Annotated in this window: 24 protein-coding genes and 1 riboswitch; of the genes, 20 read left to right on the top strand and 4 right to left on the bottom strand. The window is 70.9% G+C overall.

Annotated elements, in window-relative coordinates; genetic code table 11:
- Positions 1 to 36 precede the first annotated feature (36 nt).
- The 10 genes from ACWD5F_RS20485 to ACWD5F_RS20440 all read left to right on the top strand — a co-directional run bounded on the left by ACWD5F_RS20485 (position 37) and on the right by ACWD5F_RS20440 (position 9,114).
- Entirely contained in the window at positions 37 to 1,221 is a 1,185-nt protein-coding gene (locus ACWD5F_RS20485; protein WP_451256113.1) for an ROK family transcriptional regulator, read from the top strand.
- A 244-nt stretch (positions 1,222 to 1,465) separates the two neighbouring features.
- A riboswitch (FMN riboswitch) is annotated at positions 1,466 to 1,596 on the top strand.
- 153 nt (positions 1,597 to 1,749) lie between these two features.
- Positions 1,750 to 2,355: a riboflavin synthase gene (locus ACWD5F_RS20480; protein ID WP_124002900.1), complete on the top strand. Its 606-nt coding sequence runs from the start codon at positions 1,750 to 1,752 to the stop codon at positions 2,353 to 2,355.
- A complete protein-coding gene (locus ACWD5F_RS20475; RefSeq protein ID WP_451256111.1) occupies positions 2,352 to 3,002 on the top strand; it encodes a nicotinamide mononucleotide transporter family protein in 651 nt (216 codons plus the stop codon). Before ACWD5F_RS20480 ends, ACWD5F_RS20475 begins: the two co-directional genes overlap by 4 nt.
- Complete coding sequence (locus tag ACWD5F_RS20470) at positions 2,999 to 4,297, top strand: bifunctional 3,4-dihydroxy-2-butanone-4-phosphate synthase/GTP cyclohydrolase II (RefSeq protein WP_451256109.1); 1,299 nt, start codon at positions 2,999 to 3,001, stop codon at positions 4,295 to 4,297. The genes ACWD5F_RS20475 and ACWD5F_RS20470 overlap by 4 nt, the downstream gene beginning before the upstream one ends.
- 51 nt (positions 4,298 to 4,348) lie before the next feature.
- Entirely contained in the window at positions 4,349 to 4,834 is a 486-nt protein-coding gene (ribH, locus tag ACWD5F_RS20465; RefSeq protein ID WP_124002903.1) for a 6,7-dimethyl-8-ribityllumazine synthase, read from the top strand.
- A gap of 34 nt (positions 4,835 to 4,868) precedes the next feature.
- Positions 4,869 to 5,141 (top strand): phosphoribosyl-ATP diphosphatase, encoded by a 273-nt coding sequence (locus tag ACWD5F_RS20460; RefSeq protein ID WP_006378313.1) that lies wholly within the window; start codon positions 4,869 to 4,871, stop codon positions 5,139 to 5,141.
- 72 nt (positions 5,142 to 5,213) lie between these two features.
- On the top strand, positions 5,214 to 6,071 hold the full coding sequence (gene hisG / locus ACWD5F_RS20455; protein ID WP_451256106.1) for an ATP phosphoribosyltransferase: 858 nt from the start codon (positions 5,214 to 5,216) through the stop codon (positions 6,069 to 6,071).
- 14 nt (positions 6,072 to 6,085) lie between these two features.
- On the top strand, positions 6,086 to 6,529 hold the full coding sequence (locus ACWD5F_RS20450) for a PH domain-containing protein (RefSeq protein WP_401725411.1): 444 nt from the start codon (positions 6,086 to 6,088) through the stop codon (positions 6,527 to 6,529).
- A gap of 177 nt (positions 6,530 to 6,706) precedes the next feature.
- Positions 6,707 to 8,032, top strand: a complete 1,326-nt coding sequence (locus tag ACWD5F_RS20445) for a hemolysin family protein (protein ID WP_451256104.1) — start codon at positions 6,707 to 6,709, stop codon at positions 8,030 to 8,032.
- Positions 8,029 to 9,114 (top strand): hemolysin family protein, encoded by a 1,086-nt coding sequence (locus ACWD5F_RS20440; RefSeq protein ID WP_451256102.1) that lies wholly within the window; start codon positions 8,029 to 8,031, stop codon positions 9,112 to 9,114. Before ACWD5F_RS20445 ends, ACWD5F_RS20440 begins: the two co-directional genes overlap by 4 nt.
- Before the next feature lie 113 nt (positions 9,115 to 9,227).
- Here the strand turns inward: ACWD5F_RS20440 and ACWD5F_RS20435 are convergent, their stop codons facing one another.
- The gene (locus ACWD5F_RS20435; protein ID WP_451256749.1) at positions 9,228 to 11,081 is read right to left on the bottom strand and encodes an AAA family ATPase; all 1,854 of its coding nucleotides are present in this window, start codon (positions 11,079 to 11,081) and stop codon (positions 9,228 to 9,230) included.
- Positions 11,082 to 11,507: 426 nt separating this feature from the next.
- Positions 11,508 to 12,194, bottom strand: a complete 687-nt coding sequence (locus ACWD5F_RS20430) for a uridine kinase family protein (protein ID WP_451256100.1) — start codon at positions 12,192 to 12,194, stop codon at positions 11,508 to 11,510.
- Between the two features lie 207 nt (positions 12,195 to 12,401).
- On the opposite strand from ACWD5F_RS20430, the gene ACWD5F_RS20425 reads away from it, so the two are divergent.
- From ACWD5F_RS20425 to ACWD5F_RS20415, 3 genes are all read left to right on the top strand, one after another.
- On the top strand, positions 12,402 to 13,772 hold the full coding sequence (locus ACWD5F_RS20425) for a peptidase C39 family protein (protein WP_451256098.1): 1,371 nt from the start codon (positions 12,402 to 12,404) through the stop codon (positions 13,770 to 13,772).
- A 146-nt stretch (positions 13,773 to 13,918) separates the two neighbouring features.
- Positions 13,919 to 14,059, top strand: coding sequence for an SCO1431 family membrane protein (locus tag ACWD5F_RS20420; RefSeq protein ID WP_124002909.1), 141 nt, complete (start codon positions 13,919 to 13,921; stop codon positions 14,057 to 14,059).
- Between the two features lie 62 nt (positions 14,060 to 14,121).
- Positions 14,122 to 14,781 (top strand): TetR/AcrR family transcriptional regulator, encoded by a 660-nt coding sequence (locus tag ACWD5F_RS20415; RefSeq protein ID WP_401725422.1) that lies wholly within the window; start codon positions 14,122 to 14,124, stop codon positions 14,779 to 14,781.
- A gap of 82 nt (positions 14,782 to 14,863) precedes the next feature.
- Here ACWD5F_RS20415 and ACWD5F_RS20410 read toward each other — a convergent pair whose 3' ends face one another.
- Positions 14,864 to 16,105, bottom strand: a complete 1,242-nt coding sequence (locus ACWD5F_RS20410; RefSeq protein WP_451256095.1) for a glycoside hydrolase family 18 protein — start codon at positions 16,103 to 16,105, stop codon at positions 14,864 to 14,866.
- A gap of 370 nt (positions 16,106 to 16,475) precedes the next feature.
- On the opposite strand from ACWD5F_RS20410, the gene ACWD5F_RS20405 reads away from it, so the two are divergent.
- The 3 genes from ACWD5F_RS20405 to ACWD5F_RS20395 all read left to right on the top strand — a co-directional run bounded on the left by ACWD5F_RS20405 (position 16,476) and on the right by ACWD5F_RS20395 (position 20,272).
- Entirely contained in the window at positions 16,476 to 17,648 is a 1,173-nt protein-coding gene (locus ACWD5F_RS20405; protein WP_451256093.1) for an acyl-CoA dehydrogenase family protein, read from the top strand.
- Positions 17,649 to 18,064: 416 nt separating this feature from the next.
- Positions 18,065 to 19,165: a hypothetical protein gene (locus ACWD5F_RS20400; protein WP_451256091.1), complete on the top strand. Its 1,101-nt coding sequence runs from the start codon at positions 18,065 to 18,067 to the stop codon at positions 19,163 to 19,165.
- Between the two features lie 12 nt (positions 19,166 to 19,177).
- Positions 19,178 to 20,272, top strand: a complete 1,095-nt coding sequence (locus ACWD5F_RS20395; protein ID WP_451256089.1) for a phosphotransferase family protein — start codon at positions 19,178 to 19,180, stop codon at positions 20,270 to 20,272.
- Between the two features lie 17 nt (positions 20,273 to 20,289).
- On the opposite strand, the gene ACWD5F_RS20390 is transcribed toward ACWD5F_RS20395, so the two are convergent.
- The gene (locus ACWD5F_RS20390) at positions 20,290 to 20,727 is read right to left on the bottom strand and encodes a hypothetical protein (RefSeq protein WP_451256087.1); all 438 of its coding nucleotides are present in this window, start codon (positions 20,725 to 20,727) and stop codon (positions 20,290 to 20,292) included.
- A 267-nt stretch (positions 20,728 to 20,994) separates the two neighbouring features.
- On the opposite strand from ACWD5F_RS20390, the gene ACWD5F_RS20385 reads away from it, so the two are divergent.
- The 4 genes from ACWD5F_RS20385 to fxsA all read left to right on the top strand — a co-directional run bounded on the left by ACWD5F_RS20385 (position 20,995) and on the right by fxsA (position 25,142).
- Positions 20,995 to 21,435, top strand: a complete 441-nt coding sequence (locus ACWD5F_RS20385; RefSeq protein WP_124002917.1) for an Lrp/AsnC family transcriptional regulator — start codon at positions 20,995 to 20,997, stop codon at positions 21,433 to 21,435.
- A 90-nt stretch (positions 21,436 to 21,525) separates the two neighbouring features.
- The gene (locus tag ACWD5F_RS20380) at positions 21,526 to 23,127 is read left to right on the top strand and encodes an amidohydrolase (RefSeq protein ID WP_451256085.1); all 1,602 of its coding nucleotides are present in this window, start codon (positions 21,526 to 21,528) and stop codon (positions 23,125 to 23,127) included.
- A 555-nt stretch (positions 23,128 to 23,682) separates the two neighbouring features.
- A complete protein-coding gene (locus tag ACWD5F_RS20375; RefSeq protein WP_451256083.1) occupies positions 23,683 to 24,480 on the top strand; it encodes a polyprenol monophosphomannose synthase in 798 nt (265 codons plus the stop codon).
- 101 nt (positions 24,481 to 24,581) lie between these two features.
- A complete protein-coding gene (gene fxsA, locus ACWD5F_RS20370; protein WP_451256081.1) occupies positions 24,582 to 25,142 on the top strand; it encodes an FxsA family membrane protein in 561 nt (186 codons plus the stop codon).
- Positions 25,143 to 25,182: the final 40 nt, after the last annotated feature.

The raw sequence follows: 25,182 nt of genomic DNA, 5'->3' as shown, positions 1-25,182 counted from the left end.
TGCCGTACGGCAGCGCCGATCTGGAAGGATCTCGGCATGCCCGCATCACCGAGCACCGCCCGGGCCATCAACGACCGGGTCGCCCTGCAACTGCTCCAGCAGGAGGGCCCGTTGACGGCGGGGCAGCTGAAGCAGCTGACCGGGCTGTCCCGCCCGACGGTCGCCGACCTGGTCGAACGGCTCGCCGTCTCCGGACTGATCACCGTCGTCGGCGAGGCGGGCGAACAGCGCCGCGGGCCGAACGCGAAGCTGTACGGGATCGTCACCGACCGGGCCCAACTGGCCGCCCTGGACGTCCGTACCGAGGGCGTCTGGGTGGTCGTGTCGGATCTGGTCGGGCAGGTTCTCGCCGAGGCGTCCGTGCCGATCGGCGACGACACCGGGACCGGGCCCGCGGTGGAGCAGGCGGTCGCCCTGGTCGAGCGGGTGGTCAAGGAGGCCGGCGCCGACCGTCTGCACACCGTCGGCATCGGCGCCCCCGGCCTGATCGACCCGGTCACCGGCGAACTCCGTGACTCCTCCGGCCTGCCCGCCTGGCACCGCCGGCTGGCCACCGCCCTTCAGGAACGGCTCCCCGAGGCCCGCGTCAGCGTCGAGAACGAGACCAACCTCGCGGCCCTCGCCGAGCAGCGCGACGGAGCGGCCCAGGACCGCGACACCTTCGTCCTGCTCTGGCTCGGCCACGGCACGGGCGCGGCGGTCGTCCTGGACGGCACCCTGCGCCGCGGTGCCTCCGGCGGCACGGGCGAGATCGGCTTCCTGCCGGTGCCGGGGACGGCGGGCCTGCCGTCCGCCACCGACTGCGAGGGCGGCTTCCACACGCTGGCGGGGTCGTCGGCGATCGCCGAACTGGCCGAGGAGCACGGGGTGACGGCGGAGTCGGGCCCGTACGAGCCGGTCGCCGCGGGGCTCGTACGCGCTGCCGTGACCGATCGCGGTGCCGATGCCGACCGTTTCCTCGACGCGCTCGCCGACCGTGTCGCCGTCGGTGTCGCCTCCGTCGTCGCGATCCTCGACCCCGGCTGCGTGGTGCTCGGCGGTGAGGTCGGGCAGGCCGGGGGAGCGGAGCTGGCGGGGCGCGTGGAGGCGCGGCTGCGCCGGATGTCACCGCTGCCGACGGAGGTGCGGGCCGGTGCGCTGGGCGGCGGGGCGGTGCTGCGCGGGGCGCTCCTGACGGCGCGGGACCGGGCGCAGGAGGAGCTGTTCGCGCCGGGGCGATGAGACGTGCGCTCTCTCGATCGGCCGCTTGCCGCTCGCCGCGGCACGCGTTGGGTGGCCCGGCGACGGGCAAGGGCCGTCGTCACCGTCGCCGGACCGGTTCAGGGTACCGCGGAAAGGACTAGACCAAAGGGTTCCCCAAGGAATGCCCTGTTGAGAAGTCCAGCGACGTCGCCTGTGAGCCACCCCACATCGTTCGCCCGTATGGACCTGGATCAGGCGTGGCAGACTGGCCATGTACCAGAAGCAGCGCACTCCGGGGTCGGTGAAAGTCCGAACCGGCGGTTACAGTCCGCGACCCGGTCACTTCCAGTGACCGGTTGACCAGGTGAAATTCCTGGACCGACGGTTAAAGTCCGGATGGGAGGCAGTGCGCGGCGGGCGAGCATCGTTTGTGTGCGCGCCGCCGTATCTGGGCTCGTCCTCTCGGGCGGGTCCCTTCGGCGTCGCCCCGGTGTTCTCGTTCGTTTCATTCTGTCGTCATCGACAGGCCCCGGAGTCCGTGCCCGATGTGGCAGGAGGACCCGGGAAGTGTTCACCGGAATCGTCGAAGAGCTGGGTGAGGTCACCGCCGTCGAGAATCTCGGCGACTCGTCCCGCTTCCGTCTGCGCGGCCCCGTCGTCACCGACGGAGCGAAGCACGGCGACTCCATCGCCGTGAACGGGGTCTGTCTCACCGTCGTCGAGCACGAGGGTGACGAGTTCACCGCCGACGTCATGGCCGAGAGCCTCAACCGTTCCAGCCTCGGTGCCCTCGCCGTCGGCTCCCGCGTCAACCTCGAACGCCCCACCGCCGTGGGCGACCGCCTGGGCGGGCACATCGTGCAGGGGCACGTGGACGGCACCGGCGCGGTGCTGGAGCGCAAGCCGTCCGAGAACTGGGAGATCATCAAGATCTCCCTCCCCGCGGACCTGGCCAGGTACGTCGTGGAGAAGGGCTCCATCACCGTCGACGGCATCAGCCTCACCGTCGTCGACGCGGGCCCGGACTACTTCACCGTCAGCCTGATCCCCACCACCCTCGCCCTGACCACGCTCGGCCTCAAGCAGCCCGGCGACCCGGTCAACCTCGAGGTGGACATCGTCGCCAAGTACGTCGAGCGGCTGCTCGCGTCGAGTCAGGGAGCGGGCAGGTGAACTCCCTCAACTCCGAGGCCTTCGTCCTGTTCGGCCAGCACATCCTCTGGTCGGACATGATCGGCAACATCCTCGGCCTGATCGCCCTGGCCCTCGGCTGGCGGCGCAACCTGTGGAGCTGGCCGGTGCAGTTCGCCTCCGGCCTCATCCTCTTCGGCGCCTTCTACGGTCACTTGACCGGCAGCGCCGGCAAGCAGGCCGTCGTCATGGTCGTCGCGCTGTACGGCTGGTGGCAGTGGAACCGCAACAAGGGCACGGCCGAGAACGGCGGTGACGGTCACATCGCCCCGCGGTTCGCCACCTGGCGCGAGCGCGGCGCGATGATCGGCGCCGCCGCTGTCGGCACGGTCGCGGTGGCCCTGCTCTTCAAGGCCTACCCGTCCCTGTCCTGGGACCCCTGGCCGGACGCCTACATCTTCGTCGGCACCGTCGTCGCCATGTACGCCCAGGCGCGCGGCATGGTCGAGTTCTGGTTCGCCTGGCTCCTGGTCGACCTCGTCGGCGTCCCCCTCAACTTCGCCAACGGCTACGCCTTCTCCGGCTTCGTCTACGTCATCTACGGCGCACTCGTCCTGTGGGGCATGCGCGACTGGTGGCTGCGCTCCCGCGACGGCGCGCGGCCCGTCCTGGAAGGAGCGCCGGCATGACATCGGCACCGATTCTCTACAGCACCGACGGCATCGAGGACTGGTCCCTCGACCCGGTCGAGCAGGCCATCGCCGACATCGCGGCCGGCCGCCCGATCGTGGTCGTCGACGACGAGGACCGCGAGAACGAGGGCGACCTCGTCGTCGCCGCCGAGAAGGTCACGCCCGAGATCGTCGCGTTCATGATGAGCGAGTGCCGCGGCCTGATCTGCGCCCCCATGGAGGGCGACGAGCTGGACCGGCTCCGGCTCCCGCAGATGGTCGAGGACAACACCGAGTCGATGAAAACCGCGTTCACCGTGTCGGTCGACGCGTCGGCCGTTCACGGTGTGACCACCGGTATCTCGGCCGCCGACCGCGCGACCACGCTCCGGCTGCTCGCGAGCGGCACGGCCCAGGCCGACGAACTCGTGCGCCCCGGCCACATCTTCCCGCTGCGCGCGCGGGACGGTGGAGTGCTGACCCGCAACGGTCACACCGAGGCCGCCGTCGACCTCGCCCGCCTCGCGGGCCTGCGCCCGGCCGGCGCCATCGTCGAGATCGCCGGCGAGGACGGCCGCATGCTGCGCCTGCCCGAGCTGATCCCGTTCGCCCGCAAGCACGGCCTGACGATCATCTCCATCGAGGACCTGATCGCCTACCGACAGGCCGCCGAGCCCACCGTCCGCCGCGAGGCCGAGGTCCGACTGCCCACCAAGCACGGCGAGTTCACGGCGTACGGCTACCGCTCCACCGTCGACGGCGTCGAGCACGTCGCGCTCGTCCACGGCGAGATCGGCGAGGGCGAGGACGTCCTGGTCCGCGTCCACTCCGAGTGCCTCACCGGCGATGTCTTCCACTCCCTGCGCTGCGACTGCGGCCCCCAGCTGGAGGCCTCCCTGGAGCGCATCCAGGAGGAGGGCCGGGGCGTGGTCGTCTACCTGCGCGGCCACGAGGGCCGCGGCATCGGCCTGCTGTCCAAGCTCCGGGCGTACGAGCTCCAGGAGCGCGGCCGCGACACCCTCGACGCCAACCTCGAACTCGGCCTGCCCGCCGACGCCCGGGACTACGGCGCCGGCGCGCAGATCCTGGAGGACCTCGGGGTGCGCAGCGTGCGGCTGATGACCAACAACCCCGACAAGACGGACGCGTTGCTGCGGCACGGGCTCAAGGTCACCGGCCGGGAGCCGATGCCCGTACAGGCGGGGGAGCACAACCTCCGCTACCTGCGCACCAAGCGGGACCGGATGGGCCACGACCTGCCCTGGCTGGACGCGGCCCCGACGGCACCCCTCTCCACCTGCAACAACCAGTAACAGCAAGATCATTCGAGCCGGCCCGGACCGGCACAGAGGAGACAAGAGAACGTGAGCGGCAAGGGCGCACCGGACCTGTCCGTACGCAACGTCGGAGACCTGCGGGTCGCCGTGATCGCGGCACAGTGGCACGAGAAGGTGATGGACGGACTGGTGGACGGCGCCCTGCGCGCCCTGCACGACCTGGGCATCGACGAGCCGACCCTGCTCCGGGTCCCCGGCAGCTGGGAACTCCCGGTCGTGGCAAAGGTGTTGGCGGGCCGGGGCTACGACGCGATCGTCGCCCTCGGCGTCGTCATCCGCGGCGGCACCCCCCACTTCGAGTACGTGTGCCAGGGCGTGGTCCAGGGCCTGACCCAGGTCTCGGTCGAGACGGGCGTCCCCGTCGGCATGGGCGTACTGACCTGCGACACCGAGGAGCAGGCCCTGGACCGGGCGGGCCTCGCGGGCTCCAACGAGGACAAGGGGCACGAGGCGGTGACGGCCGCGGTGGCGACTGCGGCCACGCTCCGCTCAGTATCTGAACCCTGGAGGTAAGGGCCGCGCACTTGCGCATAGGCTTAGCCCCATCATGTCCAATAAGACGTTCGAGGAGCTCTTCACCGAGCTCCAGCACAAGGCCGCCACCGGCGACCCCGCCACTTCCCGCACCGCAGAGCTGGTCGGCAAGGGCGTCCATGCCATCGGCAAGAAGGTCGTCGAAGAGGCCGCCGAGGTCTGGATGGCCGCCGAGTACGAGGGCAAGGAAGCGGCCGCCGAGGAGATCTCGCAGCTGCTGTACCACGTCCAGGTGATGATGGTCGCCCGCGGAATCTCGCTGGACGACGTCTACGCCCACCTGTAAGTCTCCAGGCCTGCAAGTCTCCTGGTTCCACGTAAACCCGTATAAAACCGTCACGCGAAGGAAGCCGACCTCATGCTGCGCATCGCCGTCCCCAACAAGGGTTCCCTCTCAGGACCTGCGGCGGACATGCTCCATGAGGCCGGCTACCAGCAGCGCCGCGAGTCCAAGGAACTGCGGATCGTCGACCCGGTCAACGAGGTGGAGTTCTTCTACCTCCGCCCCCGTGACATCGCGATCTACGTCTCCTCCGGCCGCCTCGACATCGGCATCACCGGCGGCGACCTGCTGATCGACTCCGGCGCGAGCGCCGAGGCGATCCTGCCGCTCGGCTTCGCCCGCTCCACCTTCCGCTTCGCCTCCAAGCCGGGCGCCGCGAACACCCTCGCGGACCTCAAGGGCAAGACGGTCGCCACCTCCTACGAGGGGATCGTCGCCAAGTACCTCGCCGACAACGGCGTCGACGCCTCCGTCGTGCACCTGGACGGCGCCGTCGAGACCGCCATCGAGCTGGGTGTCGCCGAGGTCATCGCGGACGTCGTCGAGACCGGCACCAGCCTGCGCAACGCGGGCCTGGAGGTCTTCGGCGAGCCGATCATGAAGTCCGAGGCGATCGTGATCCGCCGCACCGGCGCGGACGCCGACGAGGCCGCCGAGCCGAAGGTGCAGCAGTTCCTGCGCCGCCTCCAGGGCGTCCTGGTGGCCCGCACGTACGTGATGATGGACTACGACTGCCGCGTCGAGCAGCTGGAGAGGGCCGTCGCGCTGACCCCGGGTCTGGAGTCGCCGACCGTCTCCCCGCTGCACAACGAGGGCTGGGTCGCCGTCCGCGCCATGGTGCCCTCCAAGGAGGCCCAGCGGATCATGGACGACCTGTACGACATCGGCGCGCGCGCCATCCTGACCACGGCGATCCACGCCTGCCGGCTCTGAGGGACGTACGAGTCATGTCCGATCTGCCTGTTCTTCCCGTCACGTTCCGGCCGGGCCGTACCCGGGCCGTGCTGCTTGTGGCCGGTGCCGTGATCTTCGTGGTCATCACGACGGTCGCGATGCTCCTGGAGCAGCTCGGCCCCGGTGAACGGCTGAGTTTCATCGTCACGGCCGCGCTGCTCTTCGGTGTGCTCGCGATGCTCGCCCGGGTGAAGGTCGTCGCCGACGAGGCCGGAGTGACCGTGGTCAACATCGCCAGCCGGCGCCGGCTCGCCTGGGCGGAGATTCTGCAGGTCAACCTGCGGCCGGGCGACCCCTGGGTGTTCCTCAACCTCAGCGACGGCACCAGCCTGCCCGCGCTCGGCATCCAGCCGGGCATCGCCAAGCAGCACGCCATCGCCGACGCGCGCGCCCTGAGGGCGCTCGCCGAAGCCCGCTCGACAAGGGATCTGCCCTAGAGACCCATGTCTTGATTAATCTGTTGGCGGAGGCGTTTTCGTTGCGCCTCCGCCACTGATGTTCCCCCCGGTCCTCAGAGGCCCCCTGCTACCCGAGGAGTGACTCCCTCCAGCGATGGACGGATCGTCCTGTAGTACCTGCGCCGCCCCCTCACGACATATCGAGGCGGCGGCATCATGACCATCCCCTTGCTGCTTCTCGGAGCGGCATTCCTGTTGATCCTCGCCAACGGCTTCTTCGTGGCGGCCGAGTTCGGCCTGGTCACGGTCGAGTCGACGGACGCCGAGAAGGCCGCGGCCGAGGGCGACCGAAGGGCCCGCAGAGTCGCGGAATCCCTCAAAGAACTCTCCTTCCAGCTCTCCGGCACCCAGCTCGGCATCACCATCACCTCCCTCGTCGTCGGCATGCTGGCCGAACCGGCGCTCGCCGAGTTGCTGCACGGCCCGTTCACCGCGATCGGCCTGCCCGAAGGGGCAGTCCCGAGCGTCTCGGTGATCGTCGGCATGCTGCTGGCCTCGGCCGTGCAGATGGTGATCGGCGAACTCGTGCCCAAGAACTGGGCGGTGTCCAAGCCCATGCAGGTCGCGCGCTTCGTCGCGGGCCCGCAGCACGCCTTCGCCCGGCTGTTCCGCCCGGTCATCGCCGCGCTGAACACCGTGGCCAACCGCCTGGTGCGCGCCCTGGGCGTCGAGCCCGCCGAGGAGCTGGCCTCCGCCCGCACCCCGGGCGAACTCGTCTCCCTCGCCCGCCACTCGGCCCAGGCCGGCACCCTCGAACAGGACACCGCCGACCTCTTCGTACGGACCCTGTCGCTCGCCGAACTGACCGCGCAGCACGTCATGACCCCGCGCGTGAAGGTGAGCGCCCTCCAGTCCTCTGCGACCGCCGAGGACGTGGTCAACCTGACCCGCGCCACCGGCCTGTCCCGCTTCCCCGTCTACCGGGAGAAGATCGACGAGGTCGTCGGCATGGTCCACCTCAAGGACGCCCTCGCGGTCCCCGCGCACGACCGCCTGCGCACCCCCGTCGGCCGCATCGCCCGCCCGGCGCTGCTGGTCCCCGAGACCCTGCCGGTGCAGCCGCTGCTCAGCCAGTTGCGCAGCGAGCAGCCCATCGCGGTCGTCGTCGACGAGTACGGCGGCACGGCCGGCGTGGTCACGCTGGAGGACATCGTCGAGGAGATCGTCGGCGAGGTCCGCGACGAGCACGACGGGCAGGACGTGCCCGAACTCGCCGCCGCTCCGCCGGAGGACGGCAGGCCCGCGTGGGACGCCGACGGCAGCTGTCGGGTCGACATCCTGCAACGCATAGGCCTGGATGTGCCCGAGGGCCCGTACGAGACCGTCGCCGGTCTCGTGGCCGACCTGCTCGGCCGGATCCCGGCCGCCGGCGACCGGGCCGAACTGCCCGGCTGGCGGCTCACCGTGCGCCGCGTCGGCCACTACCGCGCCGAACGAGTCCGCCTGGTGCGGACCGGGTCGGTCGTGGAGGTCGCCCGATGAGCGTGCTCCAACTCCTGTTCGCCGGACTGCTCGTGCTCACCAACGGCTTCTTCGTCGGCGCCGAGTTCGCCCTCGTCTCCGTGCGCCGCAGCCAGATCGAACCGCTCGGCACGGCCCGGTCCCGCCAGGTGCTGTACGGCCTGGAGCGGCTGCCGCAGATGATGGCCGCGGCCCAGTTCGGCATCACCGTCTGCTCGTTGACCCTGGGCGCGGTCGCCGAACCGACGGTCGCCCACCTGCTGGAGCCGGTCTTCGAGTGGGTCCACCTGCCGCACGGCATGATCCACCCGCTCGGCTACGTCATCGCGCTCGCCGCCGTCGTCTTCTTCCACCTCGTGATCGGCGAGATGGTTCCGAAGAACCTCGCGATGGCGGCCCCGGAGAAGGTCGCGCTGTGGCTCAGCCCCGGCCTGGTCGCCTTCGCCCGCGTGTGCCGGCCCATCACCGTCGCCCTCGGCGCCTGCGCCGGGGCCATCCTGCGGCTCTTCGGTGTCGAGCCCAAGGACGAGGTCGAGGCGGTCTTCACCAGCGAGCAGCTCAACCGCCTGGTGGAGGACTCCGGTCAGGCGGGCCTGCTCGACCCCGAGGAGCAGGAGCGCCTGGAGGACGCCCTGGAGCTGGGCTCCCGCCCGGTGACGGACGTACTCCTCAAGCGCGAGTCCCTGATCACGGTCAGCCCGTCGGTCACCCCGGGCGAGATCGTCGAACTCACCGGCCGCACCGGCTACTCCCGCTTCCCGATCGCCGCCGACAACGGCGCCTTCATGGGCTACCTGCACGTGAAGGACGTCCTGGACCTGGAGGACTCCGACCGCGCGGTGCCGCAGCAACTGTGGCGCCCGATGACGACCCTGCGGGCCGAACTCCCCCTGGACGACGCCCTGACCGTCATGCGCCGGGCGGCCACCCACCTCGCCCAGATCGCGGACAACTCCGGCAAGGTACTGGGACTGGTGGCTCTGGAGGACGTCCTGGAGCTACTGGTGGGCGAGGTGACGGACCCGGCCCACCGGGAGACGCCAGAGGTCAAGGTGACCGAGCCGCGAACGAGCGACGACCCTGAGCAGGCGATGGCCGGCTAGAGCGAACGGCGCCGTCCGACGCAGGTTCCCCGCGCCTACCTCATTGGGGGCGCGGGGCTGTGTCGATGTGCGGCTCCGCCGCGTGGGCGCGACAAGCCACGACGAACCCGCGGCTACATCCCGGCAGGACCCCGTCCCGACAGCACTTCTCCATACGCCTGCATGAGATCCGGCAGCCGCAACGTCGACAGATCATCGCGCGTCAGCACACCCGGATACGTCGACAGCCGAAGATCCCGATACGCGCAGCTCTTCTCGTAAAGGGTGCGGAGGAACCGCCCGTTGCCGAGTTCGTCGATCCACCCCTGATCCACCACGTGCCCCGCGATGGACCGCAGCTCGTCAAGAGCCTCCTCGTCCCACACGTCACCGTTCTCCGCCGCCAACACCTCGCCGATGGAGGTGAGTTCGAGAGGACGGTAGGACGGGAAGTCGACCCGGGTCGTGAAGCGCGACGACAGACCGGGGTTCGCGGCGAGCAACCGGTCCATCCCCTCGGGATACCCGGCCAGTATCACCACCAGGTGATCGCGATTGTCCTCCGCCCGCTTCAACAGCACCTGCAGCGCCTCGTCGCCGTACGCATCCCCTTTGCCGTAACCGGAGTTGGAGAGCGAGTACGCCTCGTCGACGAAAAGGACCCCGCCGATGGCGGAGTCGATCAGCTCGTTGGCCTTCACGGCGGTCTGCCCGAGATACTCGCCGACCAGGTCGGCGCGCTGGGCCTCCACGAGATGGTCGCCGCCGAGCAGGCCCAGCGCGTAGAAGACGCGGCCCAGGATGCGGGCGACCGTGGTCTTGCCGGTGCCGGAGGGCCCGGAGAAGACGAAGTGCCGCTTGGGCGGCTGGACCGGCAGACCCTGCCCGGCCCGCAGCCGGGCCATGTTCAACTGCGCCGACAACGCCTTGACTTGGCGTTTCACGGGCTCCAGGCCCACCATGCGCTCCAGTTCGGCGAGCGCCTCCTCGAGTAACGCGGGGTCGGTCGGACCGGTGGGCAGCGCCGACGACGACGTGGCGTTCTTCTCCCGCACGGTCGGATCGATCACCGACGGCAGCGGACCGGTGGGCGGCAACTCCGGCTCGGACAGCCGAAGATCGCGGCCCTCGACGCCGAAGAGCGGGTCCAGGCTGTCCGGTCCCTCCAGCGCGTCCGCGCCGCCGGAGAGGGTGATCGCCGCGAGGTCGGTGGCCTCGTCGTACCCGTCGCCCTCGGAGATCGCCGCGAGCCGGGCCGAGGTGTCCATGAAGGCGGGGTCGACGCGGTGCACGGCCCGGTAGAGGGGGAGTGCGGCGGCGGAGCGGCCGGTGCCCTCGTGGGCCCGCGCGAGCCAGTAGCGCAGTTCCTTGCGCTGCGGCTGTTCGCTGCGACAGCGCATCAGCGCGGACGCCAGCAGCGGCTCGGCCTGGCCGTACATCTCCAGGCGGACCCGGGCCATGCCGCCGAACAGGCCCGCCTCGATGCCGAGCAGGGCGTCGTCGATCAACGGATCGGTGTGCCGGACGAGTTGCTCCCAGTCCTTGACCAGATAGGCCCGGCAGGCGTGCAGGAAGCGGACCTGGTGGTCGGCGTCCACCGGCGGCAGGCCCGCCAGGGCCCGGTCCAGCTCGGGGACATGCCGTCCGTCCAGCCAGTGCGAGGCGTGCGCGAGCAGCAGATCGCGCGGGCTCTCCAGCACGGGCTGCACCCACCAGCCCAGCCAGTACCAGGAGTTGAGGGAGCGCCGGTGCCGGGCGCGCTGTTCCCCGAAGCGGTCGCGGTGCCGGAACATCCGCAGCAGCGCGGTCGTCGTGTCGACGCGCAGCGCGTGCAGACCGAGCCATCCGTCGGCCATCCCGGGATCCATCCGCACCGCGGCCCGGAACTCCTCCTCCGCCTGCGGATAGGCGCCCATCGTGTAGGCATCCACACCTCGCAGCCAGGCGAGGTCGGCCGGGGCCTCGGGGCCCCGCGTGCCGAAGTCCATCACGTCCCCCACAAACCGTGCCCCCGTCGGTTGGCCGGCGGGCCGTTGCCCGTCGACCTCCTTGATCGAACCGCCGTGCCGCGGACCGGAGTTGCGGTGCGCGCAGCCGTCCGAAGGTCGCACCGAGGGCATCGTACCTGCGCAGGTGTCGCCCGCCGTAGGGTGCCGCACAGGCCGTTTGACGAGGTGGGAGCAGATGGGGCGCATCGGGAACGGTCACCGTGCGTGAGCGAATTGCGCCGTACAGCGTCCGGATGGCGGGACGCGGGCAGAACGAAGCCCCCGATCACGGGGGAACAACCGGGGGCTTCGCGTTTCTGGGCGGCTTCGCATGGCCGCACATTCAGAACGTAAGTCCTGTACGGCCCCCCGGTCAAGCCGAGTTGAGGCACTCCGGTAAGTTGCCGAACAGGCGTCTTCACAAGTTCAGCACAATGCGGATGGTCCGTCACCCAGCGTGAGCTCCTGGTCCGGTCCAGCGGTGTTCACCGGCCCCTGGAGCACCTCGTATCCCTTCGGACACTGCCGTACCAGGGCGTCGGCGAAGGGCCGTGAAGGATCCTCGGCGAAATGCAGGCGCTCCGCCGAGACCCACTCGCCCCAGAACTCCCGCTGCTCCTCCCCGTCCCTCCGGAGTCCTCGCGTCCATGACTCCTCGGCGGGCAACTCCATCCACAGCAGACACGCCAGATGCGGGCGCAGTGCGCGGCGGCCCGCGCCGACGCCCTCGATCAGGACGACCGGGGCGGGTGGGAGCCTGCGGGGCGGTCCGAAGCGGCGGGTGTGCCAGTCGTAGGGGTTGTACTCGGCGGTCTCGCCGCGGTGCAGCGGCTCGAGCGCCTGTGTCAGCAGTCGCCGGGTCCACGCGAACAGCTCGTCGTGGCTGGCGATGTCGTCGAGGTGCAGCACCGGGGCGTCGTCGAGGGCGCGGCTCAACTCCCCGGCGAACGTGGTCTTTCCGGAGCCGGCGTGCCCGTCGACCGCGATCAGGCGGACCGGGCCGCAGGAGGCGGGGAGGCGGCGGAGCCGGGAGGCGAGCTCGTGGATGGCTGATCCTTGGCTGTGCGGTGATGAAATGGGCTGATATGAGCTGAGCGGTGAGCAGTGTCTCATGGGGGTGTTCGGGAAGGGGTTTCCGGGGACGTTCCCCGCCGCGTCACCGAGTCGGTCGCTCCAGTGGTCGAGACCAATATTCGTGGGCGTGCCATGGACGAAAGTGCTGTCAGGAGCTGTCACCTGCGGTCATAGTTGGCCCACAACCGTGCAGCGCACCGTGCATGGGATCAGCATCGAATCGGACACACGGGGGTCTCTCCACCTATGAGCAGAGCCGAACAGCCGTCCCGCAGAACCGTCCTGGCCGCCGCGGTCGCCGCGGCCGTGGTGGGCAGCGCCGGGCCCGCGGTCGCCGCCGACGCGACCGACTCCGCGGACACCGCCGACACCCCGGCCCGGCAGGGCCGCCAGGTCGACTACCGTGCCTGGACGACGTACGCCGACTGGCGCGGCGGAACCGCCAAGGGGGCCCGGGCTCTCGCGGGCGCCCGGCCCGGCGTGGTGATCGCGACGCCGGCCGGTACGACCGACTACACCGACCCGCACACCGGCACGACCGCCGCCTGGGAGTACGCCACCTGGACGTCCCCCGTCCACCGGCTCGCCGTCCCGGCGACCGAGGTGATCTCCTCCTGGAACGCGCACACCCCGGCCGGCACCTGGCTCCAGGTCGAGCTGACCGGGACCTACTCCGACGGCACGGCCACGCCCTGGTACGTCATGGGCCGCTGGGCCGCCGGTGACGGGGACATCAAGCGGACCTCGGTCGACGACCAGACCGACGGCAAGAGCACCATCTGGACCGACACCTTCGCCATCGACGACGCCACGACAGGGCTGCGCCTGGTGTCGTACCGGCTGCGGCTGACCCTCTACCGCAAGCCCGGCACCCGGCTCACGCCCACGGTGTGGCGGCTCGGCGCGATGGGCTCCGACGTCCCGGACCGCTTCACCGTGCCGGCCTCGACGCCGGGCCTGGCCCAGGAGTTGATCGTCCCGCGCTACTCGCAGGAGATCCACGTCGGCCAGTACCCCGAGTACGACAACGGCGGCGAGGCCTGGTGCAGCCCCACCTCCTCGCAGATGATCATCGAGTACTGGGGCGGCCGGCTCACCCCCGCGCAACTGGCCTGGGTGGACCCGGCGTTCGCCGATCCGCAGGTGTGCCACGCGGCCCGCTACACCTACGACTACCAGTACGCGGGCTGCGGCAACTGGCCGTTCAACGCGGCCTACGCGGCCACCTTCAAGGGTCTGCAGGGCGTGGTCACCCGCCTCGGCTCGCTGACCGACCTGGAGACGCTGATCGCGGCCGGCATCCCGGCCATAACGTCCCAGTCCTTCCTCAAGGAGGAGCTGACCGGGGCGGGGTACGGAACCTCCGGGCACCTGATGACGGTGATCGGCTTCACGGCCGACGGCGATGTGATCGCCAACGACCCCTTCTCGCCGAGCGACGCGGCGGTGCGGCGCGTCTACAAGCGGCGGGAGTGGGAGAACATCTGGCTCAGGACCAAGCGGTACAACGCCTCCGGCAAGGTCGTCTCCGGTACCGGCGGGGTCTGTTACCTCTACTTCCCGGCGGATCTCACCCACCGCCGGCGCAAGGCGCTCGCCGCGGTCGGCGTGCGCTGACCGGACCGCACCGGTGGGGGCTCCGGGAGACCGGGGCCCCCACCCGCATGTGACCAAGCTCTCGGCCGCAAAAGGGCTGATCAGTGGCAAGGTGGACGGATCGGTGGGGGGAATCCACCCAATGCATCCGACCTCAGCGAGCAGCCATGACGACACACTCAGCCACCGCCGCCCGTGCCCGTACCGGCGGCCCCAAGGACGACGGCCCGAAGGTCCTGGAGCACGTCATGGGCTGGACCCTCGTCGTGGTCGTCGCGATGCTCGTGGCCCAGCTCGGACTGCTGTGACCTGACACATACGACCTGCCATACTGCGGATGTCCCACCGCCCTTTGGAAACAGGGTCGAATTTGAACATCAGCCACCAGAGCGACGCCGTCCGCCCACGGGCGCGCGGCACGGAGCGCTCGCTGGCGCGCCGCGCCGAACTCATCGCCATCGGGCGGAAGTTGTTCGCCGACACGTCGTACGACGCGCTCTCGATGGACGACATCGCCCGGCAGGCGCATGTCGCCAAGGGGCTGATCTACTACTACTTCCAGTCCAAGCGCGGCTACTACCTGGCGATCATCCACGACTCGGTCGCCGACCTGATCACCTTCGCCGCGAGCGGTCTCGAACTGCCGCAGGTGGACCGGGTCCAGCGCACGATGGACAGCTATCTGCGCTGGGCCGAGAACAATCAGGCCGCGTACCGCACGATCGTCAGCGGCGGCGTCGGCTTCGACGCCGAGGTGCACGCCATCCGGGACGGCGTGCGTGAGGCGATCGTCGCGACCATCGCCGACGGGGCGTACGGCCGTACCGACATCGCGCCGCTGCCCCGCATGAGCCTGTTCGCCTGGGTGTGCGGTGTCGAAGGCGCCACCCTCGACTGGATCGACCGCCCCTCGCTGTCCCGCGAGACCATGCGCGAGATCCTGGTCAAGTCGCTCGGCGGCGCCATGCGCGCCACCGAGGAACTGGACCCCTCCTACCCGGCCCCGGCCCCCGCGCGCCGCGACACCTGACGGAGAAGATCCGCCGGAGCAACTGACTGCGGGGCGGCGGTCCGTGGCCGGACCGCCGCCCCGAGTCACCCTCTGCTGAAGGTCAGTTGATGGCCTTGATCAGCTCACCGTTCGTGGTGTCCCCGCTCAGCTCCCAGAAGAAGGTGCCGCCGAGGCCCTGCTGGTTCTTGTACGTCATCTTCGTGCCGATGGTCGCCGGGGTGTCGTAACTCCACCAGTTGTTACCGCACTTGGCGTACGCGGTGCCCGCCACGGTGCCGGTCGCCGGGCACTTGGTCTTGAGGACCTTGTAGTCGTCGATACCGGCTTCCCACGTGCCGGTCGCCGGACCGGTCGCGCTGCCGCCGGGTGTCGCCTGCGTGACGCCGGTCCAGCCGCGCCCGTAGAAGCCGATGCCGAGCAGCAGCTTCGAGGCGGGGATGCCGAGACCCCTCAGCTTGGCGATGGTCGCCGAGGTGTAGTAGTTCGCCGTCGGAATGCCTGAGTAGGAGTTCAGCGGCGAGTGCGGCGCCGTCGGTCCGGTCGAGGCCCAGGCGCCGAAGTAGTCGTACGTCATCGGGTTGTACCAGTCGACGTACTGGGCCGCGCCCGCGTAGTCGGCCGCGTCGATCTTGCCGCCGGCGGTGGCGTCGGCGGTGATGGCCGAGGTGACCAGGCTGGAGGAGCCGAACTTCGAACGCAGCGCGGACATCAGGTTCTTGTAGGCGGCCCGCCCGCTGGTGTCGCAGGACAGCCCGCAGGAGTTCGGGTACTCCCAGTCGATGTCGATGCCGTCGAAGACGCCGGCCCACTTGGAGTTCTTCACCAGGTCGTAGCAGGACTGCGCGAACGCGGCCGGGTTCCTCGACGCCTCGCCGAAGCCGCCGGACCAGGTCCAACCGCCGAAGGACCAGAGGATCTTGAGGTTCGGGTGCTTCTTCTTCAGCTTCAGCAGCTGGTTGAAGTTGCCGCGCAGCGGCTGGTCCCAGGTGTCGGCGACACCGTCCACCGACTCGGCGGCGGTGTAGGTCCGGTCGGTCGCCGCGTAGGCGTCGCCCATGGCGCACTTGCCGCCGGTGACGTTGCCGAAGGCGTAATTGATGTGCGTGAGCTTGGCCGCCGAGCCGGAAGTCTCGACGTTCTTGGCGAGGTACTTGCGGTCGTAGGTACCCCACTCGGTGAAGTAGCCGACAACCTTGGATCCGGCGGCGGCCTGCGCCGCGGGCGCGGCCGGTTTCGCGGTGGCGTTGGTGGCGCCGGCCAGCAGCCCGGCGCCGAGGACCGCGCAACACGCGGCCGAGACGAGCGCCCGGAAGGGGGCGCGGGAGAAGTGCGGACGGTGCATCGGTGTCTCCTCCTGGGGGAGAGGGGAACGCACGGCGATTGGCATGAACGCGGTAAAGCGTTGGCAATGAACAGTAGGAGGACTAGACCAGTTCGGTCAATGGTGCGGACCAATCCAACGGTGGTGCGGACCAATCCGGCGGTACTTCGGCGGGGCTTGTCGGCGGCTCGCGATAGTCTTGAAGTGAGCGGTCGTTAACTGGTGACTGGCTGCCTTCGATCGGGCATACTCACAGCGCACAGCCGCTGGTCAGCAGCTTCCGAGACCCGGAAGCGGAGTACCGGCCAGGCTCCAGTACGACCCGGCGACGCCGCGTCCACCCAAGGCGCACGTCCGCCGATGTGCCCGAAACAGGGAGGAGAGCGTCGACATGCCCGACCGCGCCCCGCAGCCGGTGGACCGGCAACTGCCCACGGACGAGGCCCGGGAGCTGATCTCGCTCGTCCGCGACATCGCGCAGCACGAGATCGCCCCGAAGGCGGCCCAGGAGGAGGACTCCGGCCGCTTCCCGCGCGAGGTCTTCACCCTCCTGTCGCAGTCGGGACTGCTCGGACTTCCCTACGACTCGGAGTACGGCGGCGGCGACCAGCCGTACGAGGTCTACCTCCAGGTCCTCGAAGAGCTCGCCGCGGCCCGTCTCACCGTCGGCCTCGGTGTCAGCGTGCACACCCTCGCCAGCTACGCGCTCGCGGCCTACGGCACCAAGCAGCAGCAGGTCGAGCACCTCCCCGCGATGCTCGGCGGCGGACTGCTCGGCGCCTACTGCCTCTCCGAACCCTCCTCCGGCTCCGACGCGGCCTCCCTGCGCACGAAGGCGGTCCGGGACGGCGAGGAGTGGGTGATCACCGGCACCAAGGCCTGGATCACGCACGGCGGCATCGCCGACTTCTACACCGTGATGGCCCGCACCGGCGAGGAGGGCCCGCGGGGCATCACCGCCTTCCTGGTCCCCGGCGACGCCGAGGGCGTCAGCGGCGCGGTGCCCGAGAAGAAGATGGGCATGAAGGGCTCGCCCACCGCGCAGGTCCACTTCGACGGGGTCCGGGTCGGTGACGAGCGGCGGCTCGGCGACGAGGGTCAGGGCTTCGCGATCGCGCTGGCCTCGCTCGACTCCGGCCGGCTCGGCATCGCGGCCTGCGCCATCGGCCTCGCCCAGGCGGCCCTCGACGAGGCGGTCGGATACGCAACCGGGCGCGAGCAGTTCGGGCGGCCCATCGCCGACTTCCAGGGGCTGCGGTTCATGCTCGCCGACATGGCGACCCAGATCGAGGCGGGCCGTGCCCTGTACCTGGCGGCGGCGCGACTGCGGGACGCGGGGCGGCCGTTCGCCAAGCAGGCGGCCATGGCCAAGCTGCACTGCACCGACACGGCGATGAAGGTCACCGTCGACGCCGTCCAGATCCTCGGCGGGTACGGCTACACCGCCGACTTCCCGGCCGAGCGCTACATGCGCGAGGCCAAGGTCCTGCAGATCGTCGAGGGCACCAACCAGATCCAGCGGATGGTCATCGCCCGCCACCTAGCGGGTCCGGAGACCCGCTGAACTGTCCCGGGGCGACCGTCGGGGCGGCCAGCCTGACCCACTCCGGGTCGTACCGCCCCGGCAGGGTGCGGCCGCGGTCGGACCAGGTGCGCAGCAGATCGCGGTAGATCGGCGGATCCAGCGGCTGCGGCGGTGCAGGCTGAACCGTTCCTGCGGGTGCCGGGACGAAGATGTGGCGCCGTCTCTCGGTCGCCGGGTAGGCGGGGCTCGTGGGGGTCATACCAGGGCAACGCGGGGCGACCGGACAGGTCACCGATGCGCGGAATCGGGCGTGAGTTCGCGGCCCGTCGGGTGCCGGTCCCGGCATCGGGCCCGGCCACCCACGACCAGGTCCGGGTGCCGGTCCCCGCCCCGAGTCTGGCCACCCACGGCCATCTGACGTACCGTCAGCCCAGCCGTCTCCAGGGAGGTTTGGCGTGGCCGACGACCGCCCCGTACCGCTCGACGAGTACCCCGTGCACCAGGTGCCCCTCTCCATGAAACACATGGCCACGGGTGACCGGAACGCCTACGACCGCTGCATCTTCCACGTCCTCGACCACGAGGGCCGGGCCCTGCTGATCCTGGGCCTCGGCGTCTATCCGAACGTCGGCGTGATCGACGCCTACGCGACCCTGCGCACCGGCGACACCCTGCACGCGGTCCGCGCCTCCGACGCCCTCGGCGAGGACCGCATGCGGCTCGAAGTAGGACCGCTGCGCATCGAGGTCGAGGAGCCGCTCGGCCGGCTGCGGCTGGTCTCCGAGGACGACGCACTGTCGTACGACCTCACCTGGACCGCCGGCTTCCCCGCGCTCTGGGAACCCCACCACCTCCAACGCCGGGGCGACCGGCTCACGTTGGAGGGGCGGCGCTTCGTGCAGGCGGGGAGCGTGGCGGGCTTCGTGCGGGCCGGAGGGGAGGAGTTCCGGGTCACCGCCGGGGAGTGGACCGGTACCCGCGACCGCAGTTGGGGGGTGCGGCCGATACCGGGGGAGGAGGGCGGCCGGCTCGCCGAGGAACACCCGACCGAGGGCTTCCACTGGATCTGGTGCCCGGTCCGCTTCGAGGACCGGTTCCTGATGGTGATCGTCCAGGAGGACGCGGACGGCTACCGCACCCTGAACGACGCGACCCTCGTCCGCCCCGGCCACCGCGACCGCCAACTCGGCTGGCCGCAACCGGAGATCACCTACCGCTCCGGCACCCGCCACCCCGAACGCGCCCTCGTCCACCTCGGCGACCCGCGCAAACCGCAGGAGCTGGAGGTGGAGATCCTCACCTCCTCCCCGCTCGCCCTCGGCGCCGGCTACCCGCCCGCCGACGACTGGCAGCACGGGACCTGGCAAGGCCGCGGCTGGACCGACCGGCGCACCTACGACCTCACCGAGGCCCACCCGCTCGCGGGCTACGGGGTCACCGACCACGCGGCGCGCTTCCGGCTGGACGGCCGGGTCGGCCACGGAATCTTCGAGCACGGCTCGTTCGGGCGACACGATCCGAGCGGCTTCACGGACTTCAACTCGGTCGCACCGTAAGGGGGTTGCGCCATGGCCACGGCACCACGTCCGCGCACCAGCACCCGTGACCCGCAGGAGATCGGCCGCCGGCTCACCGCCTGGCTCGATGCCCGGCTGCCCGGCGCCAAGGCCACCGGGGTCACCGTCCCGGCCTCGAACGGCATGTCCAGCGAGACCCTGCTCTTCGACATCGAGCACCCCGAACCACCCTTCACCGCCTGCGCGTTGCGGCTGGCGGCGGACCCGGGGGCGTACACGGTGTTCCCGGTCTACGACATGCCCCGCCAGTACCGCACGATGCGCCTGGTGGCCGAGCACTCCGACCTGCCCGTGCCGAAGGTGCGCTGGCTGGAGGAGGATCCGGGCCCGCTGGGGGCGCCGTTCTTCGTCATGGAGCGGGTCGAGGGGCGCGTCCCGCCGGACGTCATGCCCTACACCTACGAGGGCAACTGGCTGCACTCGGCGAGCGACGCCGAACGCAAGCACCTGGAGGCCGCGTCGATAGGGCTGTTGGCCCGCCTGCACGACCAAGTCCCGTTGAAGGAAGCCGAGTTCCTGGCGTTCCCCGGCGAGGGTGACGCCCTCCGCCGCCACGTCACGGCCCAACGCGCCTACTACGACTGGGTGGTGGCCGGAGTCGCCCGCTCACCGCTCATCGAGGACGCCTTCGACCGGCTGGAGGAGCGGTGGCCGGGCGACCCTGGCCCACCGGTGCTCAACTGGGGCGACGCACGCATCGGGAACGTCATCTACGACGGGTTCGACCCCGTGGCCGTCCTCGACTGGGAGATGGCGGCCCTGGCCCCGCGCGAGGTCGACCTCGGCTGGACCGTCTATCTGGCCCGCTTCTTCCAGGATTTGACCGCGGCCTTCGGACAGCCCGGCCTGCCGGACTTCCTGCGCCGCGACCGCGTCGAGGCCCGCTACGCCCGACTCACCGGCCACGCCCCGCGCGACATGGACTTCTACACCCTGTACGCGGCGCTGCGGCACGCGATCGTCATGCTGCGCGTCGCCTACCGCCAGGTGCACTTCGGCGAGGTCGCCGTCCCAGCGGACCCGGACACACTGATCCTGCACCACGGCAGCCTGCGAGCCATGGTGCAGGGCAGTTACTGGGACTGAGCGAAGCGGCGGGAGAGTCAGGCGGCCTGGCGGCGCATCACCGGCACGCGCATCGGGCGCGAGCCCGCGCCGCCGACGTGCGAGAACGGCTGGGTCCGCCAGTCGAGTCCCTGAGGGAGCGTCAACAGCAGGGCGGTGTCCTGCTCCTGGGGCTCGGCCGACTCGTCGGCGGACGGCGCGTCGGACGCGCTGCGGCCGGTACCGGCACAGACCGTCAGCCCGAAGGGGTTCCACGGCGAGGCGCACAGCGCGTGCTCCGGCAGGACCTCCTCGTCCGCCAGCAGCGCGATGGGCTGCACGCAGTCCGGGCAGACCACCCGGTACATCTCGAACGTCTCGTACGCGTCGAGCTCGTCCACGTCGTAGTCGTCGGCTTCGACGCCCTCCGGTTCGGCCTCGACGACCGAGTGGAGGCGCTTGGGCGCGGTACGACCAGGGCGCTTAAGACTCTGCATAGGTTCTCCCCCTAGGGCTGGGCCGTGAAGGCGCTGCGGCCTCGACCACAGCAAGCACTTCCCGCCCCGTCTCGGCGGTAATCACGAGACCATCACGGAGAATCCCCGACGACTGTGGCGTTCGTCACATGCCGTCCGCAGGTGCCCGCCGCGGCCGTTTTGTCCCTCGGGCGACTCACAAGCCGCTCTCGGCCACATCACGAACCGGGTATGACCTGCGCCGCTCGGCTATCCCAGGAGATCAAGAGCCCTGTAGGTTCTTGCGCCATGGAGGAGCTGGACCGACAAATCGTGCAGCTGCTCGTCAAGGACGGGCGGATGAGCTACACAGACCTGGGCAAGGCCACGGGTCTGTCCACGTCGGCCGTGCACCAGCGGGTGCGGCGGCTGGAACAACGGGGCGTCATCCGCGGGTACGCGGCGGTGGTCGACCCCGAGGCCGTCGGGCTGCCGATGACCGCCTTCATCTCGGTGAAACCGTTCGACCCCAGCGCCCCCGACGACATCGCGGACCGTCTGTCCGGCGTCCCCGAGATCGAGGCCTGCCACAGCGTGGCCGGCGACGAGAACTACATCCTCAAGGTCCGCGTCTCCACCCCGCACGAACTCGAGGAACTGCTCGCCCGCCTGCGCTCGCTGGCCGGCGTCTCGACCCGCACGACGGTGGTCCTGTCGACGCCGTACGAGGCACGCCCGCCGCGCATCTGACCACCGCCGCACCGCAGCCCGCCGTTCCCGGTCCGGGCCATGGGTGACCTGCGTGCAACGGCGTTCCGTCGAGGCGCGAGACTGTTCCCCATGAGTGAGCGCACCGACCCGCACCGCACCGTCCTGCTCCGCCGGGGCGAGGTCCACAGCCCCGCCGATCCCTTCGCGACCGCGATGGTCGTGGAGCGCGGCCAGGTGGCCTGGGTCGGCTCCGAGGGGGCCGCCGACGCCTTCGCGGACGGCGTCGACGAGACCGTCGATCTGGACGGTGCCCTGGTCACCCCGGCGTTCACCGACGCCCACGTGCACACCACGGCGACCGGCCTGGCCCTCACGGGCCTCGACCTGTCCGACGCGCCCTCGCTGGCGGACGCCCTCGTTCGCGTACGGGACTTCGCCGCCGCCCGCCCCGAGGACCGCGTGCTGCGCGGCCACGGCTGGGACGCGGCCCGCTGGCCCGGCGGCCGCCCCCCGACCCGCGCCGAACTCGACGAGGCGACCGGCGGACGCCCGCTCTACCTCAGCCGGATCGACGTCCACTCGGCGGTCGTGACCACCGCGCTGCTCGACCTCACCCCCGGCCTGGACGCGGCCGACGCCCCGCTCACCGGCGACGCCCACCACGCCGTCCGCGCCGCCGCGCTCGCCGCCGTCACCCCGGCCCAGCGCACCGAGGCCCAGCGCGCCGCCCTCGCCCGCGCGGCCTCCCTCGGCATCGGCTCGGTCCACGAGTGCGCCGGGCCGGACATCTCCTCCGAGGACGACTTCACCGGCCTGCTCCGGCTCGCCGCCGAGGAGGCGGGACCGCGGGTCGTCGGCTACTGGGCCGAGCAGGACGTCGAGAAGGCGCGTGCGCTGGGCGCGAGGGGCGCGGCGGGCGACCTCTTCGTGGACGGCTCCCTCGGCTCGCACACCGCCTGTCTGCACCAGCCCTACACCGACGCCGACCACACGGGCGCCGGCTACCTGGACGCCGAGGCCGTCGCCGCCCATGTCGTCGCCTGCACCGAGGCGGGCCTCCAGGCGGGCTTCCACGCGATCGGCGACGCCGCCCTGACCGCGGTCGTCGAGGGCGTCCGCGTGGCCGCCGAGAAGGTCGGCCTCGCCCGGATCCGCGCCGCCCGCCACCGCGTCGAGCACGCCGAACTGCTCACCCCCGAGACGATCGCCGCCTTCGCCGAACTCGGCCTCACCGCCTCCGTCCAGCCCGCCTTCGACGCCCTGTGGGGCGGCGAGGACGGCATGTACGCCCAGCGCCTGGGCGCCGAGCGGGCGCGCGCCCTGAACCCCTTCGCGGCCCTCCTGCGGGCGGGCGTGCCCCTCGCCTTCGGCTCCGACAGCCCGGTCACCCCCCTCGACCCGTGGGGCACGGTCCGCGCCGCCGCCTTCCACCGCACGCCGGAGCACCGGGTCTCGGTGCGCGCCGCGTTCACGGCGCACACGCGGGGCGGCTGGCGGGCCGTCGGGCGCGACGACGCGGGCGTCCTGGTGCCGGGCGCGCCCGCGGACTACGCCGTGTGGCGCACCGACGAGCTGGTCGTGCAGGCCCCCGACGACCGGGTGGCCCGCTGGTCCACCGACCCCCGCTCGGGCACCCCCGGCCTGCCCGACCTGACCCCGGGCCACGACCTCCCCGTATGCCTGCGCACCGTGGTCGGCGGCCGGACGGTGTTCGTAGGGCCGGGCGAGTGATCTCCCGGGGTGGCGCGGCTCGGATGTTGGGCCGCCGCCTCGACGCGCGACCTGCGCATCCTCTGCCCTGACCAGGCCATCAGCAAAGTATGAGCAGGTCAGACGGCTGTTGACAGGCTGCCGCAGCGGGCCGGTAGGTTCGGCCGAGTCCACCACCGGACGCCCGACCGGGGAACGTCCGCGCACTCGTCGCGGCGCCGCTGGGTCAGGGACGGTGTGCCGCACCGGGGCACCGCCACTGGGAGCCAGGCTCAGTGCCCGCGCCGCAGCGAGGGAACGTTCCGGCCGGTCGGGGAGGTGTGACCCGGGTGGGGCCCGGACGCTCAGTAGACAACGGCTTTCGGTCGACCCGCAGCCAGCGGGCCCCAGGTCGGCCCGAAGGGCGCCGGGCCCCCATCCGCAGTACGCGGGCAATCCACAGCTGACAAAAAACCCGAAAAGCCCATGCTTACCCAGCTCTTGTGGAAACGACACTGCCATACGAACGTTCTGTCACGTCATCGCAGGCGGCGGCCACTATGGTGGATGTCTGCGTACGGACACGAAGGGGCAGTAGTGAACGACGGCGACGGGACCCTCGCGGCATCGGACCGGGGGAGGCAGTTCGGGCCGCTCGGCACCGCCTTGGTGATCATCCCGACCTACAACGAGGCGGAGAACATCAAGGCGATCGTCGGCCGGGTGCGTGCCGCCGTCCCCGAGGCGCACGTCCTCGTGGCCGACGACAACAGCCCCGACGGCACCGGCAAGCTCGCCGACGAACTCGCCGTCGAGGACGACCAGGTCCAGGTGCTGCACCGCAAGGGCAAGGAAGGCCTCGGCGCCGCCTACCTCGCGGGTTTCCGCTGGGGTCTGGAGCACGGTTACGCCGTGCTGATCGAGATGGACGCCGACGGTTCCCATCAGCCCGAGGAGCTGCCCCGGCTGCTCACCGCCCTCAAGGGTGCCGACCTCGTGCTCGGCTCCCGCTGGGTGCCGGGCGGCCGGGTGGTGAACTGGCCCAAGAGCCGCGAGGCCATCTCCCGCGGTGGCAGCCTCTACTCCCGGCTCGCCCTCGACCTGCCGCTGCGCGACATCACCGGCGGCTACCGCGCCTTCCGCCGCGAGACCCTCGAAGGCCTCGGCCTCGACGAGGTCTCCTCCCAGGGCTACTGCTTCCAGGTCGATCTGGCCCGCCGCTCGGTCAAGGCCGGCTACCACGTCGTCGAGGTGCCCATCACGTTCGTCGAGCGCGAGCTGGGCGACTCCAAGATGAGCAAGGACATCCTCGTGGAGGCGCTGTGGCGCGTCACCGCGTGGGGCGCGACGGAGCGGGTCGGCAAGGTCCTGGGACGCGACAAGAAGCAGCCCTGACGGCGGGTGCGGGCGGGCGGGTGTGCACGGCGTAGGGCTTCACAGCCCCCGTTGATCAGCCGCTTATCCCGTACTGAGCCGGGTCCAGGCACACTGGATGCATGACGACTGGTGCGCAGACCCCCACCCATCCGGCCCGGCCCCGGCGCTCGCGGCTGCGGACCTACCTGCCGCTGGGCGTCGCCGCCTGGCTGGTGCTGGAGATCTGGCTGCTGACCGTGGTCGCGGGCGCCTCCAGCGGGTTCACGGTGTTCCTGCTGCTGGTCGCCGGCTTCGTGGTGGGCTCCGCGGTGATCAAGAAGGCGGGCCGCCGTGCCTTCCAGAACCTGAACGAGGCCGTCCAGCGGGGTACCGCGCCGGCGAGCGGCGGCGGCAACGGCCTGATGATGCTCGGCGGCCTGCTCCTGATGATCCCCGGCCTGATCTCGGACGCGGTGGGCCTGCTCCTGCTGATCCCCCCGGTCCAGAAGGCCCTGAGCCGCCTGGCGGAGCGCACGGTCGAACGCAAGCTGCGCGCGGCCGGTGCGGGAAGTCTGGGCGACGCCTTCACGCAGGCCCGCATCCACCGCCCCGACGGCAAGGTGGTCCAGGGCGAGGTCATCCGGGACGAGCGGGACGGCTCGTCGCCGGAGCAGGGCCCGAGGCGCCCGCTGACCGGCTGAGGGCACTTGTATTTTTTCAGCCCGTCCGGCGTTTGAGGAC

Source organism: Streptomyces sp. NPDC002499 (assembly GCF_053595415.1).
Note: the sequence above shows the minus strand (reverse complement) of the source record. Positions and strands in the feature narration are given on the sequence as shown.